Here is a 16,809-nt window from a genome sequence, read left to right as displayed (position 1 = left end):
TCCCGGACTGCGACTTACCTCGATAGGGCAGGGGCGAGCCCCCTGGACACGCCGTCGAGCCGAAGTTCGGGGAGCACCATGCGCCGCACCGCCCGTCTGCTGACCGGGACCGCGCTCGTCGTGGCAGCCGCGGCACCCGCCCACGCCGGCGGCACCGGCAGCCTGGAGGTGTACCCCTCCACCGTGGCTCCCGGCGCCCAGGTCACGGTGAACACCGCCGCGTGCGGGGACAAGGGCTCGGCGGCCGGGGACGCGGGCGCGGTCGGCGCGGGCACCTTCATGCTGGCGCCCAGCTCGCACGAGGGCGAGGCGATCGGCCAGTTCCAGGTGCCGCCGAGCGCGCAGCCGGGGACGTACGAGATCGTCGCCGCCTGCGCCGAGGGCGACCGGCAGGTGAAGGGCGATCTGGTGGTGGCGTTGAGCGTGGCGCACGAGCAGGTGCAGCCGCGAGGAAGCGTGAAGACGGGGGTCGGCGGCGCACTCGGCCCCGACCCCGTGCAGACCGCGGCGGGTGTGGCGGCGCTGGCCGTCGCCGCCGCGGGCGGTACCTGGCTCCTGCATCGCCGGGCGAGAGGCGACGGGATCTGACGGACACCCTCCGCTGTCCGTCGGCCGGTACCGCACGTCCCGCCCCCTCCGGGTCCGATGCCCCTCGCGGCCCGGAGGGGGAAGGGGCTTCGGGGCCCACCCCGGGAGAGGGATGTGTATGCGCAGCAGTGCCAGGCGTGACAGGCTCGGCGACACCGCGATAGCCGCGGTCACCGTGGTGGCCCTCGGCGCCGGGGTGTGGCTGCTCGGCGGTCCCGGCACGGATACGCCGCCGCAGCCGGCCGCCGCCGAGGGCCGCCCCGATCCGGGCGAGGAACGCCTCGCGGCCCCGGCCCTCGCGCCCTCCCCGCCCCTGCGCATCCGCATCCCCGCCATCCGTGTGAACGCCCCGCTGATGGGACTGTCCCTCACCCCGTCCGGCAGCCTGGACGTGCCGCCCGCCCGGGACAAGAACCTGGCCGGCTGGTACGAGTCCGGCACCATGCCCGGCGAGAAGGGCACCGCGATCGTCGCCGGGCACGTCGACAACACGGAGGGCCCGGCCGTCTTCTACGACCTGGGGGCGCTGAAGCGGGGCGCCCGCATCGAGGTGGACCGCCGGGACGGCAGCGTGGCCCTGTTCACCGTGGACGCGGTGGAGGTCTACGCGGCCCGGGACTTCCCCGACGACAAGGTGTACGGAGCGGCCGCACGCCCCGAGCTCCGCGTCATCACCTGCGGCGGCGGCTACTCGAAGGCCACGGGCTATCAGGGCAACGTGGTGGTGTTCGCGCATCTGACGGGGAGCCGTTAGGGGGCGTCGGCGGGGAGCCGTCGGCGCCGGTCCCCTTCTCCTCACAGCCCTCCCCGCCCCGCCCACGGACCCCTCACACTCACCGCCCGCCCCCGCTGAGCGCAGCGTTCCTCACGGGAAACAGGGGTGATGCGGCCGGGTAACGTCGGGACCGCACGCTCAGGGCATGACCTCGAATACGCGTGTGGTGGTGATCGGCGCCGGCCTCGCGGGCGTACGGCTCGCCCGGCGGCTCGGCGAGCTGGGCACGCCCGCGCTGCTCGTCGGCGAGGAGGAGCACCCGCCGTACAACCGGGTGCTGCTCGCGGAGGTGCTGGCCGGCCGGTACGCCCCGGAGGTGATCGGCCTCCCGGCGCCCGGCGGCCTGCTGCGCGCCCGGGTCACCGGGATCGACCGGGGCGCCCGCACCGTCGGCTGCGCCGACGGCAGCTCGATCGCATACGACACGCTGGTCATCGCCACCGGCTCCAACCCCGTGCTGCCGCCGCTGCGCGGTCTGTTCACCGCCGGCCACCAGCTCCCCGAGGGCGTCCACGCGTTCCGCACGATGGACGACTGCCTGGGGCTGGCCAAGGCGGTCCGGCCGGGCGTGCGCGCGGTCGTCATCGGCGGCGGGCTGCTCGGCGTCTCCGCCGCCCGCGCGCTCGCCGTGCGCGGCGCTCAGGTGGTCCTCACCCAGCAGGCCGAGCGGCTCATGGAACGCCAGCTCGACCCGGACGCCTCCCGGCTGGTGCTGCGGCACCTCACGGACCTGGGCGTAGAGGTGCACACCGAGTGCCGGGTGCGGGACGTGCGCTGCGTCGCGGACGCGGTCCGCACCGTGGAGCTGGCGGACGGATACGCCCTCGACGCCGACCTCGTCGTCCTGGCCTGCGGGGTGCGCCCGCGCACCGGACTCGCCGAGCAGGCGGGTCTCGCCGTCCACCGGGGCATCCTCGTCGACGACGCGCTGCGCACCTCGGACCCGCACATCCACGCCGTCGGCGACTGCGTGCAGCACGACGGCACGGTCTACGGCCTGGCGGCCCCGGCGCTGGAACAGGCCGACGCGCTCGCCGAGTTGCTCGCCGGGGACCCGGACACCCGCTACCACGGCACGCGTTCACTGACCCGGCTGACCCTCACCGGCCCGGGCTCCCCCTTCGACCTGGCCGCGTTCGGCGAGACCGAGGCGCGCCCCGGTGACGACGTCGTACGGCTCGCCGACGCCACCCGCGGCACCTACCGCAAGGTCGTCGTCCGCGACGACCGCCTGGTCGGCGGGGTCCTCGTCGGCGAACTCGGCACCGTCGGCGCGCTCGCCCGCGCCTGGGAGGGAGCAGAGCCGCTCCCCGACGACGGCCCCCTGCTCCACCTGCTCACCAACGACGGAGGCTCCTGATGACCGCCACCCCGGGGGCCACCCCCACCATCGTGCTCGTCGGCCACGGCATGGTCGGCCAGCGCTTCCTCGAAGCGCTGGCCGAGCGCGGCCTGACCGCCACGCACCGCGTGGTCGTGCTGTGCGAGGAGCCTCGCCCGGCGTACGACCGTGTCGCCCTCACCTCGTACTTCTCGGGCAGGACCGCTGAGGACCTCTCCCTGACGGACATGGGGTTCATCGACGCGCACGGCATCGAGCTGTACGTCGGTGACCCGGCGGAGACGATCGACCGCGGGGCGAGGAAGGTCACGGCCAGGTCCGGCCAGGTCTTCGCGTACGACACCCTCGTCCTCGCCACCGGCTCCTATCCCTTCGTGCCGCCGGTCCCGAACAAGGACGCCGAGGGCTGTTTCGTCTACCGGACCATCGAGGACCTGCTCGCCATCGAGGAGTACGCGAAGACGCGGGCGACGACGGGTGCGGTGGTCGGCGGCGGCCTCCTCGGCCTCGAAGCCGCCGGTGCGCTCAAGGGCCTCGGACTCACCTCCCACATCGTGGAGTTCGCGCCGCGGCTGATGCCGGTGCAGGTCGACGAGGGGGGCGGTGCGGCGCTGCTGCGGACCATCGAGGGCATGGGCCTGACCGTCCACACCGGCGTGGGCACCCAGGAGATCGTGACGGACGCTTCGGGTGCCGTCACCGGCATGAAGCTGTCCGACGGTTCCGAACTCGCCACCGACATGGTGGTGTTCAGCGCCGGCGTCCGCCCCCGCGACCAGCTGGCCCGGGACTGCGGCCTCGCGGTCGGCGAGCGCGGCGGCATCACGGTCGACGAGCAGTGCCGTACGGTCGGCGACCCGCACGTCTTCGCGATCGGCGAGTGCGCGCTGGCGGCGGACGGCCGGGTGTACGGCCTGGTGGCGCCGGGGTACGAGCAGGCGGAGACGGCTGCGGCGACCATCGCCGCCGACGAGGCGTCCTTCACCGGCGCCGACCTGTCCACCAAGCTGAAGCTGCTCGGCGTGGACGTGGCGTCCTTCGGTGACGCGCACGGCACCACCGAGGACTGCCTGGACGTCGTCTACTCCGACTCCCGCGCCGGCCTGTACAAAAAGCTGGTCATCGGCGCGGACGGCACGCTGCTCGGCGGCATCCTGGTCGGCGACGCGGAGGCGTACGGCACCCTGCGCGCGCTGACGGGTTCGGTGCCCCCCGTCTCCCCCGAGTCGCTCGTCCTGCCCGCCGGAGCCGACTCGGGGGCCCAGCTCGGTCCGTCCGCGCTGCCGGACGAGGCGGTCATCTGCTCCTGCCACAACGTCAGCAAGGGCACGATCCGCGGCGCGGTGACGGAGCACCGGTGCACCACCGTGCCCGAGGTGAAGAAGTGCACCAAGGCCGGCACCGGCTGCGGCTCTTGTGTGAAGGTGCTCGGCCAACTGGTCGACGCCGAGCTGGAGGCGTCCGGCATCGAGGTCGACAAGGGCCTGTGCGGCTGCTTCGCCCAGACCCGCGAGGAGCTGTACGAGATCGTCCTCGCCCTGCGTATCACCTCGTACCAGGAGCTGCTGGATGGCTACGGCCGCGAGGGCGCCCGGGGCGGCGAGGGCTGCGAGACCTGCAAGCCGGCCGTCGGCTCGATCATCGCCTCCCTCGCCCCGGCCATCGGCGCGAGCGGCTATGTGCTGGACGGCGAGCAGGCCGCCCTGCAGGACACCAACGACCACTTCCTGGCCAACCTGCAGAAGAACGGCTCGTACTCGGTCGTGCCGCGCATCCCGGGCGGCGAGATCGCCCCCGAGAAGCTGATCGTGATCGGCGAGATCGCGCGGGACTTCGGGCTCTACACGAAGATCACCGGCGGCCAGCGGATCGACATGTTCGGCGCCCGGGTCGAGCAGCTGCCGCTGATCTGGGCCCGGCTGGTGGACGCCGGCTTCGAGTCGGGACACGCCTACGGCAAGGCGCTGCGCACGGTGAAGTCCTGCGTGGGCTCCACCTGGTGCCGGTACGGGGTCCAGGACTCGGTCCGGATGGCGATCGACCTGGAGCTGCGCTACCGGGGCCTCAGGTCGCCGCACAAGCTCAAGTCCGCCGTCTCCGGGTGCGCCCGCGAGTGCGCCGAGGCCCAGTCGAAGGACTTCGGGGTCATCGCGACGTCCAACGGCTGGAACCTGTACGTCGGCGGCAACGGGGGCGCCACCCCGCGCCACGCGGACCTGCTCGCGCAGGACCTGTCCGACGCCGAACTCGTCCGCCTCATCGACCGGTTCCTGATGTTCTACATCCGCACCGCCGAGCGCCTGGAGCGCACGAGCACCTGGCTGGAGCGGATCCCCGGCGGCCTGGACCATGTGCGGGACGTGGTGGTGCACGACTCGCTCGGCATCTGCGACGAGCTGGAGCGGCTGATGCGGGCGCACGTCGCCCACTACCGCGACGAGTGGGCCGAGACCGTCAACGACCCCGAGAAGCTCGCCCGGTTCGTGTCCTTCGTGAACGCCCCGGACACCCCGGACCCGGTCGTCGCCTTCGTCCCCGAGCGCGACCAGATCAAGCCCGACCTGCCGCTGCTGTCCATCGGCCTGCGGCCCGCCGACGACGTCCTGGAAGGAAGCGCCCAGCGATGACCCTGGCTTTCGAGACCACCGATGTGAAGGTCCAACTCCGGCTGGCCGACGGCTGGTTCACGGCCTGCGACCTGAGCGCGCTCACCCCCGGCCGCGGGGTGGCCGCCCTGCTGCCGGACGGCCGCCAGGTGGCCCTCTTCCGGGACCGCGCCGACCGCCTGTACGCCGTCGACAACCGCGACCCCTTCACCGGCGCGGCCGTGCTCTCCCGCGGCCTGACCGGCACCCACCGGGACCGTCCGTTCGTGGCCTCGCCCCTGCTGAAGCAGCGCTTCGACCTGATCAGCGGGGAGTGCCTGGACGACGAGGCGGTCCGGGTGGCCGCCTACGAGGTACGGGCGGCATAACGTCTGATCTTGACCGACCGTTTCAGAAAGACCTAGGCTGCGTCACGTGGCCAGGACCAAGGAATTCGACCCGGACGCCGCGCTGCAGTCAGCCCTGGAGCTGTTCTGGCGGCGCGGCTACGAGGCGACCTCGATGGCCGACCTGGTCACCCATCTGGGGATCGGCAGGGCGAGCCTGTACGCGACGTTCGGCAGCAAGCACGAGCTGTACCTGAGGGCGCTGGACCGGTACGGACAGGCCCAGAACCCGCTACTGACCCGGGAGCTGTCCCCGCCCGGCCCGGTACTGCCGGCCGTCCGCGGGCTGGTCCGGCGGTTCGCCGCCGAGGCCGCGGCGGAGGCCACCCGGGAGCAGGGCTGCCTGGTCACCAACACGGCCGTCGAACTGGCCCCGCACGACCCGGCCGCCGCCCGCCGCGTACAGCAGAGCTGGGACGGCCTGGAGACGCTGCTGCACTCCGCGCTGGTCCGCGCCCGCGCCCAGGGCGAGCTGCCCGGGGGACGCGACCCGCTCGCCCTCGCCCGCATGCTGCTCGTCCTGCTCCAGGGCCTGCGGGTGGTCGGCAAGGCCGCCACCGACCCGGCCAGGGTGCGGGACGCAGCGGAGCAGGCACTGGCGCTGCTCGACTGAGAACCCACGGTCGGCAGCGCCTTCTTTCGCACCTCATACTGAACTGATCGGTCAAAAAACAGGGGGCCCACCATGACACATCGCTTCACCGGCCGCACCGCCCTCGTCACCGGTGCCGGCAGCGGCATCGGGCGGGGCATCGCGCTCGCCTTCGCCCGCGAGGGCGCGCACGTGGTCGTCGCCGGGCGCCGCGAGCAGCCGCTGCGGGAGACGGCGGAGATCGTCGAGCGGGCGGGCGGCAAGGCGCTGGCCGTCACCGCGGACGTCACCAGCGCCGACGAACTGCGGGCCCTGGTGTCCGCCGCCGTGGACCGGTTCGGCTCGCTCGACGTGGCGGTGAACAACGCGGGGGTCATGACCGGGCGCGGGCGGCTCACGGCGGACCTGGCCGAGGACGACTGGCGGACGATGCTCGACACCAACGTCACCGGTGTGCTCCTCGCCCTCCGGGCCGAGGTCGCCCAGATGCGGACCCAGCCGAACGGCGGGGCCATCGTGAACATCGCCTCCCGGATCGGCGTGCACAGCCGGGTGCGCGGCACCACCGGCTACGCCGTCACCAAGGCGGCCGTGTCGGTGCTCAGCCGCGGCGCCGCCCTGGACCACATCGCCGACGGGGTGCGCATCAACGCCGTCAGCCCCGGCCCCACCGCCACGGACATGTCCTTCAAGCCCGGCGAGACGGAGGCCGACCGGGCCGCCCGGATGAGCACCGACGTCCCGCTCGGCCGGGTCTGCACCGTCGAGGAGGTGGCCGCCGCCGTGCTCTACCTGGCCTCGGACGACGCGGCCTCGGTCGTCGGCACCGACCTGGTGGTGGACGGCGGTTCGACGGCCTGACCCGGTTCAGTCGATCCCCGACCGCTCCACCCCCGCCACGATCCACCGCTGGAAGCACAGGAACACCACCAGCAGCGGAAGGATCGACACGACGGCCGCGACGAACAGCTCGTGCAGCCGGATCACCTGGGACGTCGTGAACGACGACAGTGCCACCTGGACCGTCCAGGCGCTCCGGTCCTGCCCGATGACCAGCGGCCACAGGAAGGAGTTCCACGCGCCGAGGAACACGATCGTTCCGACGGCGGCGAACACGGGCCGTGCGTTCGGCACGACGACGAGCCAGTACGTCCGCCAGTAGCCGAGCCCGTCGACCTGCGCGGCGTCCTCCAGTTCCCGTGGGAACCCCAGGAAGTACTGGCGGAAGACGAAGCAGGCGAACGCGGAGAACAGCGTGGGGACGATCAGCCCGCGCAGGGTGGAGATCCAGCCCAGCGACGACACGAGCACGAAGCTCGGCACAAAGGTGACGGCGGCCGGGACCAGCAGGGTGCCGAGGACGCCGTAGAAGACCTTGTTCGCGTGCCGGTACGGGATGCGGGCGAGGCCGTAGCCCGCGAGGGAGGCGAGGAGCAGCGTGCCCAGGGTCGTGGCGACGGCGATCAGTGCGGAGTTGAGCAGGGAGCGCGCGAAGGGAACGGCGGGATCGCCGAACAGCTCCCGGACGTTCCCCCACCTCAACTCGCCCGGGAAGAAGGTCCATTCGGGCGAGGTGATGTCCTGCTCGCTCGACAGCCCGTTGCGCACCAGCAGGTAGAACGGGATCAGGAAGATCAGCGCGAGCGCGACGAGCAGCACCAGCCGCAGCGCCCGCCCGGCCCGCACCAGGGCGTCATCCATCGGCGTCCGTCCTCCCCAGCCGCAGCCACCGCGCCTGCCCCACCGTGACCACCGCGACGACCAGCGCGAGGATCACCGCGCCCGCGCTGCCGAGACCCAGGTTCTGCCCTTGTCCCAGGGCGGTGTAGTAGAGGTAGACGAGCGGGGGCCGGGCGTAGGGCGGATAGCCCCTCGCGTCGGACAGCAGGTTGTAGAACTCGTCGAAGGCCTGGAAGGCGTTGATGACGAGCAGCAGCACCACCGCGACCGAGGTGGCCCGCAGCTGGGGCAGGGTGATGTGCCGCAGCACGGTCCACCCCGGCCGGGCCCCGTCCACGGCGGCCGCCTCGTACAGCACCGGATCGATCCGCTGCAGCCCGGCCAGAAACAGGATCATGTAGAACCCGGCCTGCAGCCACAGCCGCACGGTCACGATCACCAGCCAGTACCAGGGCGGATCGGTGCCGGCCAGCCAGGCGACGGGATCACCCCCGAACCAGCCCAGCACGGTGTTGGCCAGCCCGAACCGCACCCCGTTGAAGACCGACATCTTCCACACCAGCGCGGCGACGACGTAACTGCACGCCGCCGGAAGGAAGAAGACCGACCGGAAGAACGCGCGAGCGCGCTTCAGCCGGTTGACCATGAGGGCGAGGGAGAGCGAGAAGACGTACGTGACCGGCACGATGAAGGCGGTGAAGACGAGAAAGGTCTTCAGACTGCCGACGAACGCGGCGTCCCCCAGCATCGCCGTGTAGTTGTCCAGCCCGACGAAGTGCGTGGGCGTGACGGTGTTGTGCGCGTCGAAGAAGCTGAGGCCCACGCTCCACAGCAGCGGAACGTAGGTGAACAGCGCGAGTCCGAGGGCGAACGGCCCCACGAAGACCCAGAACCAGAGGGTCCTGCGGCGCCTCACGAGGGCTTCTTCACGTTCTTCACCCGGTCCAGTTCGTCCGCCACCTTCCGTACGACCGCCCGCAGCTCGCTCTCCGGACCGGCCCCGCTCGTGATGATCCGGCTGAGGGCGTCCTGGTAGGCGGTCTGGGAGGCCGGCGTCCACAGCAGGGGCTGGGCGTAGCCGTGGTCGGTGGTGAAGCGGACGGCGTCGGCGGCGGCGCCCGACCGCAGCTTGGCTGCCTTCCTGGCGAGGGAGATCCGGGCCGGGATGTGGAAACCGTACGAGAGCGCGAAGTCCTCCTGGTAGTCGGTCCTCTCCACCCACAGCCACTTCACGAACTCCTTGGCGGCCTCCTTGTGCCTGCCGCGTGCGCTGACGGCGGCCCCGTACGCCCCGACGGGAACGGAGGGCTTGCCCTGGCTGCCGTCCCCCGGGAACGGCAGGACTCCGAAATCGTCCCCCAGCTCCTTCTTGACCTGCGGCAACGCCCACAGCCCGGACCACTGCATCGCGGTCAGCCCCTGGACGAAGGCGGAGGGGTCGGACCAGTCGGCGGGCGCGCCGAGGAGGAGGGACTTGCCGGCGTAGAGCTGGTGCAGCTTGCCGAGGGTGCGGGCGGCGGCGGGGTCGTCGAAGCCGACCCTGCCGTCCTCGGTGACCAGCTGGAGCCCGGCGGCGTACAGGGGTGTGCCGCCGAGCACACCCGCTCCCCCGTCGTTGCCCAGGAACAGCCCCTTGACCTTGCCGGTGGTGAGTTTCCCCGCCGCGTCCACGAGCGCGTCGAGCGTGGTGGGCGGCTCGACCCCGGCGTCCTTGAGCAGGCTCCTGCGGTAGTAGAGCATCTGCATGTCGATGACCTGCGGAATGCCCCAGACCCTCCCGTCGTACGTCTTCGGCGTGAGTACGGCCGGATTGAAATCGTCCCGGACGCCCTCGAGCAGATCGGTGAGGTCGACGACCTGACCGCCCTGGATCTGGTCCAGCGTCGGCCCGTTGACCTCGAAGACGTCCGGCCCGGAGTCCGTGAGCAGGGCGGCGGCGGTCTGCTGGTCGTAGTTCCCGGGCCGCCACTGCACCGCGACCCGCGCCTTCCTGTAGGCGGCGGCGTACCGCTCGACGGCCTGCTCGGTGCCGGCTTCCCCGTACTGGTGGTACCACTGCGACAGCTGCGTTCCCGAACCCCCGCCGCCGCGCCCGGTGTTGGACCCGCACCCGGCGAGTAACCCGGCACCCGCCGCCCCGGCTCCCGCGGCCAGCAGTGCCCTGCGGCTGATCGTCATCGTCTGCGCCCCCTGACGTCGGTCGTCTCCGTCATCGATGCACGGCCCAACGATCAACCATGCATGCGGATTACGAAAGGGGGGTTGCGGCCGCGTGTCAGCGGGGCCCCGCGCCCGTCCGCGCCAGGAGGCCGTCGACCAGGGAGTGGAGGCCGGACATGTAGGTGTCCTCGGCCGTCAGGGGGGCCCAGCGCTCCGCCACCTCCGCCAGGCGGGGGAGTTCGGCCGGGTCCAGGTCGGCGAAGACCCGGTCGCGGTAGGTCGGGCGGTCGTCGGTCGCGCGCCGGCGGGCCGCCGTCGCGCGGATCACGATCTCCCCTGCGGTGTAGTACCAGATCGTCCGGTAGCCGTGCACCGCCTGGTCCAGGGACAGGCCGCAGTCCGCCAGGCCGCCCACGATCTGCTCCACGAACCACAGGGCGGCGGTGGACAGCAGGTCGTCCGCCGTCAGCACCTCCACGACCCAGGGGCAGGCGGCCAGCACCTCGTGGATCGCGGTCGCGGCGGCGATGACGCGTTCGCGCGGGTCCACGGGCGCCCGCGGCGGACGGCGCAGGGTGTGCTGCGCGTAGTCGTCCAGCAGGAGGACGAGCAGTTCCTCCTTGTCGCGGACGTGGTGGTACAGCGCCATGGGCGTGCTGCCGATCTCCGAGGCGAGCCGGCGCATGGTCAGCCGTGCCACGCCCTCCTCCGTCACGATCCGGCGTGCCGTGCGGATGATCTCCTCGCGGGAGATACGGGCAGGTCGGCCAGGGGTCTTCCGAGGGGCGGTCGGTCGCGGCATGCCCCCATCATCCCGTGGACCGGGACGACTTGCGCCCACGGGCGTCGACAACGGGGGGCGGGCACGCTAGTTTTCTTACATGTACAAAAACTTACGAGGCAGTCCTGCGGCCGTGCTCGCCGCCTCCGCCGTAGCCCAGTTCGTCGTCGCTCTCGACATGGCCGTGGTGAACGTGGCGCTCCCCTCGATCCGCGGCGCGCTCGGCTTCGCCCCGCTCGGCCTGTCCTGGGTGGTGCACGTGTACGCGCTCACCTTCGGGGGGTTTCTGCTGCTCGGTGGCCGGGCCTGCGACCTGTACGGCCCACGCCGGCTCTTCGTCTCGGGGCTGGTCGTCTTCGGTGTCTGCTCGCTGGCCGGCGGACTGGCCCAGGAGCCCTGGCAGTTGGTCGCCGCCCGCGCCGGGCAGGGCGTGGGCGCGGCCGCCACCGCGCCCGCCACGCTCGCGTTGCTGACCACCACCTTCACGGACGGCGCCCGGCGCGTGCGCGCCCTCGGCGTGTGGAGCGGGATGAACGCCGTGGGTGGCGCGTCGGGCGTGCTGGCGGGCGGAGTCCTGACCGAGTACGCGGGCTGGCGCTGGGTGATGCTGGTCAACCTGCCCATCGTGGCGCTGGCGCTGGCGCTCGTCCGGGCGGCCGTACCGTCCGCACCGGGGCCGGCCCGGCGTGAGCGGCCGGATGTGCTCGGAGCGCTGCTGGGGACCGGTGGTACCGGGCTGCTGGTGTTCGGTGTCGTACGGACCGATGTCCACGGGTGGGCATCCCTGGCGACCCTGGGGACGCTGGGTGGCGCGGCCGTCCTGCTGGCCGCGTTCCTCCTCGTCGAATCCCGGTCGTCCGCCCCGCTGTTGCGGCTGGGACTGCTGCGCAGCCGCTGGGTCGCCGGTGCCGACCTGCTGGTGTTCCTCGCCGCGGCCGGGCAGTTCAGCGCGTTCTATTTCGTCTCCCTGTACCTCCAGCAGGTCCTGGGCCTGGGAGCCGCCGCGACCGGGGCCGCGTTCCTGCCGTTCACCGCGGGTGCGGTGGCGGCCACCGTCGTCGCGACCCGCATCACCGCGGCCCGCTCACCCCGCTCCGCCCTGGTGCCCGGCGCGCTGCTCGCCGCCGCGGGGGCGGCCTGGTTCTCGCGGATCAGCCCGCACGGCAGCTTTCTCACCGATGTGCTCGGACCGTCCCTGCTCACCAGCGTCGGTGTCGGGCTGGTGTTCGCGCCGGTGGCCGCCGCCGCGACGACCGGCGTCCGGCCCGGCGAGGCCGGCATGGCCTCCGGCCTGCTCAACAGGGCGCGGCAGCTCGGCGGTTGCATCGGCCTGGCCACCCTGGCCACGGTCGCCGCGCACCGCACGGGCACGGCGACCGGTCCCGGCGCGCTCAACGACGGCTACGCCCTCGGCCTGTCCGTCACCGCCGTCCTCTGCGTGCTCGCGGCGGTCGTGGCGCTCTGCGTGCTGCCCCACCCTCGCCGCGGTGGCGCCACCTCCCGCCACTCGGCCCCCGCATCCCCCGCGAACAAGCGAATGGAAGGAACCCCGTCATGACGATCACGCCCGTCGACCTCTTCTCCTCGATGCTGGACTTCCTCCCCGACGGCGGCGTCCGCTCCGGCGCCCGGCGCATGACGGACGGCGGCCTCGGCGCCTGGCAGGTCGCGGCCTTCCACGTGGAGACCGACGCCGACGTGCACGCCGACCACTGGGAGGTGCATCCCGACGCGGAGGAGGCCGTGTGCTGCCTGGCCGGCGGCGTGCGGCTGTACCTCCGTCCCACCGTCGAGGGCGACGCCGAGGAGATGGTGCGGCTCGGCGCCGGTACGGCCGTGATCGTGCCCCGCGGCCGCCGGCACCGCCTCGAACTGGACGCGCCCAGCGACCTCATGTCGATCACCCGGCGTCGTGGCTCACACCTGGAGAAGCGCACGGACCTCGGCACCTGAACCATGGCGCGGGGGCGGCGCCCGGTCCCGGTCGCCGCCCCCGCGTCTCCTGCGCCTCCCTCTAGAAGGCGCCCTGCACGTTCACCGGGCCGACCTGGAAGATGCCGGAGCAGGTCGTCCAGGGCGCCGGAACCAGGGCCGCGGTGCGCGAGGCCGGCGGATAGACCCGCAGGTAGGCGCCGGTGCGCAGACAGGGCCCGCCCACCGGTCCGTTGGTGGTGCGCACGACCGCCGAGGCGGAGTGGCCGGGGGTGAGCGTGACGGTGCGGTACGAGCGGCCGCTGTGGGTGGCGGCCGGACCGATCTGCCGGTGCGCGGTGTCCAGGGCACTGACGCCCGGATAGCCGCGCAGGGCACAACTGGTCGTGCCGGTGTCGGTGAACCGGATCGTCCAGTACAGCGACCCCGCCGCGCCCTCCTTGCGTCCCATGGAGAGGTACAGATCGCTCACGGCGCAGGTACGTACGGCGGTCGGGGCCGGTGCCGCCGGGGGCGCCGCCGGTGCGGCACTCCACGCGGCTCCCCCGGCCGTCAGCCCCAGAAGAACAGCGGTCACCGCGGCGGCCGCTCCGCGCCCGGGGGATGTCCGGAAGATCCTCGGAAGGTACACATGCTGAAACATGGCGCATCCGCCTCCATCGGGCGAATCGATGGATGAAGGGTCACTGTGTTGGATGCACCCTGGGCCGGAAAAGTTGTACATCACGGAGGCGAGCCCCGACGATCCCCTGAAAGCGCAAACGCCGGAGAGGCGGCACCCCCGCACAGGGTGTCGCCTCTCCTCTTTCGTGCGCCGGAGCCGTCGCCGATCGGTGAGGGTCGGGGACCAGCGGCGGCTCCGGGGTCAGGTGGCCCGTGCGGGCCTAGCGGTGGTCGCTGCCCGCCGAGTTCGTCGCCGCGCGGCCCGCCTCGAGGCGGGCCACGGGGATGCGGAAGGGGGAGCAGGAGACGTAGTCCAGGCCGACCTCGTGGAAGAAGTGGACGGACTCGGGGTCACCGCCGTGCTCGCCGCAGACGCCGAGCTTCAGGTCGGGGCGGGTGCGGCGGCCGGCCTCCGCCGCCAGCTTCACCAGGGAGCCGACGCCGTCCTTGTCGATCGTCTCGAAGGGCGAGACGCCGAAGATTCCCTTCTCCAGGTACGCCGTGAAGAAGGAGGCCTCGACGTCGTCGCGGCTGAAGCCCCACACCGTCTGCGTCAGGTCGTTCGTGCCGAAGCTGAAGAACTGTGCCGCCTCGGCGATCTGACCGGCCGTGAGGGCGGCTCGCGGGAGCTCGATCATCGTGCCGATCGCCAGCTTCAGCTGCGTGCCGGTCGCGGCCTCGACCTCCGCGATGACCTGGTCGGCCTCCTCGCGGACGATCTCCAGCTCCTGGACCGTGCCGACGAGCGGGATCATGATCTCCGCGCGCGGGTCGCCCTTCGCCGACTTGCGGGACGCGGCCGCTTCGGCGATCGCCCGGACCTGCATGGTGAACAGGCCGGGGATGACCAGGCCCAGGCGCACGCCGCGCAGGCCCAGCATCGGGTTCTGCTCGTGCAGGCGGTGGACCGCCTGGAGCAGGCGCAGGTCGTTCTCGTGCGGCTCCTGGCGGGACTCGGCCAGGGCCACGCGGACCGACAGTTCCGTGATGTCGGGGAGGAACTCGTGCAGCGGCGGGTCCAGGAGACGGATCGTCACCGGGAGGCCGTCCATCGCCTCGAACAGTTCGACGAAGTCCTTCTTCTGCAGCGGCAGCAGCTCCCGCAGGGCCGCCTCGCGCTCCTCCTCGGTGTCGGCGAGGATCAGCTTCTCGACCATCTCGCGGCGCTCGCCGAGGAACATGTGCTCCGTGCGGCACAGGCCGATGCCCTGGGCGCCGAAGCGGCGGGCGCGCAGGGCGTCCTCCGCGTTGTCCGCGTTGGCGCGCACCCGCAGCCGGCGCTTGCGGTCGGCGAAGGCCATCATGCGGTGGACCGCCTCGACCAGCTCGTCCGCGTCGTCGGCGCCGGGGTGCATCCGGCCCTCGAAGTACTCCACGACCGGCGACGGGACCACCGGGACCTCGCCCAGGTAGACCTTGCCCGACGAGCCGTCGATCGAGATCAGGTCACCTTCCTCCACGACGTGACCGCCCGGCACCGTCATACGGCGGCGCTTGGTGTCGACCTCGAGCTCCTCCGCGCCGCAGACACAGGTCTTGCCCATGCCTCGGGCCACCACCGCCGCGTGGGACGTCTTGCCGCCGCGCGACGTGAGGATGCCCTCGGCCGCGATCATGCCGTCGAGGTCGTCCGGGTTCGTCTCACGGCGGACCAGGATGACCTTCTCGCCGGAGCGGGACCACTTGACCGCCGTGTAGGAGTCGAAGACCGCCTTGCCCACCGCCGCGCCCGGCGAGGCCGCGATGCCTCGCGCGACCTGCTCGATCTTCGCGTGCTCGTCGAAGCGCGGGAACATCAGCTGGGCCAGCTGGGCGCCGGTCACCCGCTGCAGGGCTTCCGTCTCGTCGATCAGGCCCTGGTCCACCAGCTGGGTGGCGATACGGAAGGCCGCACCCGCCGTGCGCTTGCCCACGCGGGTCTGGAGCATCCACAGCTGACCGCGCTCGATCGTGAACTCGATGTCGCACAGGTCCTTGTAGTGGTTCTCCAGCGTCTCCATGATCTGCATGAGCTGGTCGTACGACTTCTTGTCGATCGACTCCAGCTCGGCCAGGGGGACCGTGTTGCGGATGCCCGCCACCACGTCCTCGCCCTGGGCGTTCTGCAGGTAGTCGCCGTAGACGCCCTGGTGGCCGGAGGCGGGGTCACGGGTGAACGCGACGCCCGTGCCGGAGTCGGGGCCCAGGTTGCCGAAGACCATCGAGCAGACGTTGACGGCCGTACCGAGGTCGTGCGGGATGCGCTCCTGGCGGCGGTAGAGCTTGGCGCGGTCGCCGTTCCACGAGTCGAAGACCGCCTTGATGGCGAGGTCCATCTGCTCGCGCGGGTCCTGCGGGAAGTCCCGGCCGGCCTCCTTCTTGACGATCTTCTTGAAGGTGGTGACCAGCTTCTTCAGGTCGGCGGCCTCCAGGTCGGTGTCGACCGTGACCTTCTTGGCCTCCTTCGCCTTGTCGAGGGCCTCCTCGAAGAGGTCGCCGTCGACGCCGAGGACGGTCTTGCCGAACATCTGGATCAGGCGGCGGTAGGAGTCCCAGGCGAAGCGGTCGTCGCCGGCCTGCTTGGCCAGGCCCTGCACCGATTTGTCCGACAGGCCGATGTTCAGGACCGTGTCCATCATGCCGGGCATGGAGAACTTCGCGCCGGAGCGGACGGAGACCAGCAGGGGGTTGTCGGGCTGGCCGAGCTTCTTGCCCATGCGGGACTCGAGGGCGTCGAGGTGCGCACTCACCTCGTCACGCAGTGCCGCCGGCTCCTCGCCGCTCTCCAGGTAGACCTTGCAGGCCTCGGTGGTGATGGTGAAGCCGGGAGGGACCGGCAGACCGAGGTTGGTCATCTCGGCGAGGTTGGCGCCCTTGCCGCCGAGGAGGTCCTTGAGGTCCTTGTTGCCCTCGGTGAAGTCGTAAACGAACTTCACTACGTGGGGTTCTTTGTTTTCCGACACGGGTCTCGACTCCTTGAGGCCGCGGTGGCTGCCCTGACGGCGAGGAACATACCCAGATCGAAGGCGCATGGGTACGTCCACTTGCGCGTCATGCGCCTGTAACCACTCGTCCGCCAGCGGATCGAAAGTCAAAGCTTGGCAAGCCAGGACAGGCGGATGTTTTCACTTCTTGAACGCATACACCTCCCGACGCCGCGATTTCCGCTCAGATGAGCGGCTGTACTGCACGTCTGATTTCGATCGATGAACGATCAAGGGGTGGCACTCGGTGCCACCCCTTGGAGAAGTGCAGTCGCCCATGATCCGCTCATCTGAGCGCAACCCTTATCAAGGGTGGCGAGAATCACGCTGCCACAGCGAGC

Annotated in this window: 15 protein-coding genes; 9 read left to right on the top strand and 6 right to left on the bottom strand. The window is 71.8% G+C overall.

The features are described 5' to 3' along the window. Window positions 1-78 precede the first annotated feature (78 nt). The 7 genes from ACZ7HQ_RS02130 (at window position 79) to ACZ7HQ_RS02100 (ending at window position 7,150) form a co-directional block, all read left to right on the top strand. Complete coding sequence (locus tag ACZ7HQ_RS02130) at window positions 79-588, top strand: hypothetical protein (protein WP_470983488.1); 510 nt, start codon at window positions 79-81, stop codon at window positions 586-588. 118 nt (window positions 589-706) lie between these two features. After that, a complete protein-coding gene (locus ACZ7HQ_RS02125; protein WP_470983485.1) occupies window positions 707-1,342 on the top strand; it encodes a class F sortase in 636 nt (211 codons plus the stop codon). 166 nt (window positions 1,343-1,508) lie between these two features. Beyond that, the gene (locus tag ACZ7HQ_RS02120; protein ID WP_470983482.1) at window positions 1,509-2,723 is read left to right on the top strand and encodes an NAD(P)/FAD-dependent oxidoreductase; all 1,215 of its coding nucleotides are present in this window, start codon (window positions 1,509-1,511) and stop codon (window positions 2,721-2,723) included. Next, window positions 2,723-5,332: a nitrite reductase large subunit NirB gene (gene nirB / locus ACZ7HQ_RS02115; protein WP_470983480.1), complete on the top strand. Its 2,610-nt coding sequence runs from the start codon at window positions 2,723-2,725 to the stop codon at window positions 5,330-5,332. Before ACZ7HQ_RS02120 ends, nirB begins: the two co-directional genes overlap by 1 nt. Next, on the top strand, window positions 5,329-5,679 hold the full coding sequence (gene nirD, locus ACZ7HQ_RS02110; protein WP_470983477.1) for a nitrite reductase small subunit NirD: 351 nt from the start codon (window positions 5,329-5,331) through the stop codon (window positions 5,677-5,679). The genes nirB and nirD overlap by 4 nt, the downstream gene beginning before the upstream one ends. 46 nt (window positions 5,680-5,725) lie before the next feature. After that, complete coding sequence (locus tag ACZ7HQ_RS02105) at window positions 5,726-6,310, top strand: TetR/AcrR family transcriptional regulator (RefSeq protein WP_470983475.1); 585 nt, start codon at window positions 5,726-5,728, stop codon at window positions 6,308-6,310. A 72-nt stretch (window positions 6,311-6,382) separates the two neighbouring features. Continuing rightward, on the top strand, window positions 6,383-7,150 hold the full coding sequence (locus ACZ7HQ_RS02100; RefSeq protein WP_470983472.1) for an SDR family NAD(P)-dependent oxidoreductase: 768 nt from the start codon (window positions 6,383-6,385) through the stop codon (window positions 7,148-7,150). A 6-nt stretch (window positions 7,151-7,156) separates the two neighbouring features. Here ACZ7HQ_RS02100 and ACZ7HQ_RS02095 read toward each other — a convergent pair whose 3' ends face one another. The 4 genes from ACZ7HQ_RS02095 to ACZ7HQ_RS02080 all read right to left on the bottom strand — a co-directional run bounded on the left by ACZ7HQ_RS02095 (window position 7,157) and on the right by ACZ7HQ_RS02080 (window position 10,931). Beyond that, entirely contained in the window at window positions 7,157-7,990 is an 834-nt protein-coding gene (locus ACZ7HQ_RS02095; RefSeq protein WP_470983470.1) for a carbohydrate ABC transporter permease, read from the bottom strand. Beyond that, the gene (locus tag ACZ7HQ_RS02090; protein ID WP_470983467.1) at window positions 7,983-8,885 is read right to left on the bottom strand and encodes a carbohydrate ABC transporter permease; all 903 of its coding nucleotides are present in this window, start codon (window positions 8,883-8,885) and stop codon (window positions 7,983-7,985) included. Before ACZ7HQ_RS02090 ends, ACZ7HQ_RS02095 begins: the two co-directional genes overlap by 8 nt. Continuing rightward, window positions 8,882-10,147, bottom strand: a complete 1,266-nt coding sequence (locus tag ACZ7HQ_RS02085; protein WP_470983464.1) for an ABC transporter substrate-binding protein — start codon at window positions 10,145-10,147, stop codon at window positions 8,882-8,884. Before ACZ7HQ_RS02085 ends, ACZ7HQ_RS02090 begins: the two co-directional genes overlap by 4 nt. Window positions 10,148-10,244: 97 nt before the next feature. Next, window positions 10,245-10,931, bottom strand: coding sequence for a TetR/AcrR family transcriptional regulator (locus ACZ7HQ_RS02080; RefSeq protein ID WP_470983461.1), 687 nt, complete (start codon window positions 10,929-10,931; stop codon window positions 10,245-10,247). 79 nt (window positions 10,932-11,010) lie between these two features. Here ACZ7HQ_RS02080 and ACZ7HQ_RS02075 point away from each other — a divergent pair, with 79 nt between their 5' ends. Next, entirely contained in the window at window positions 11,011-12,468 is a 1,458-nt protein-coding gene (locus ACZ7HQ_RS02075) for an MFS transporter (protein ID WP_470983458.1), read from the top strand. Beyond that, complete coding sequence (locus ACZ7HQ_RS02070; protein WP_470983455.1) at window positions 12,465-12,863, top strand: cupin domain-containing protein; 399 nt, start codon at window positions 12,465-12,467, stop codon at window positions 12,861-12,863. Before ACZ7HQ_RS02075 ends, ACZ7HQ_RS02070 begins: the two co-directional genes overlap by 4 nt. Before the next feature lie 61 nt (window positions 12,864-12,924). On the opposite strand, the gene ACZ7HQ_RS02065 is transcribed toward ACZ7HQ_RS02070, so the two are convergent. Continuing rightward, window positions 12,925-13,419, bottom strand: coding sequence for a DUF4232 domain-containing protein (locus tag ACZ7HQ_RS02065; protein WP_470983452.1), 495 nt, complete (start codon window positions 13,417-13,419; stop codon window positions 12,925-12,927). Between the two features lie 307 nt (window positions 13,420-13,726). Further along, a complete protein-coding gene (gene ppdK / locus ACZ7HQ_RS02060; protein WP_470983449.1) occupies window positions 13,727-16,447 on the bottom strand; it encodes a pyruvate, phosphate dikinase in 2,721 nt (906 codons plus the stop codon). Window positions 16,448-16,809 lie beyond the last annotated feature (362 nt).

The organism is Streptomyces sp. NPDC037290, from assembly GCF_055603245.1.
This window is presented reverse-complemented; position numbering and strand designations above follow the sequence as displayed.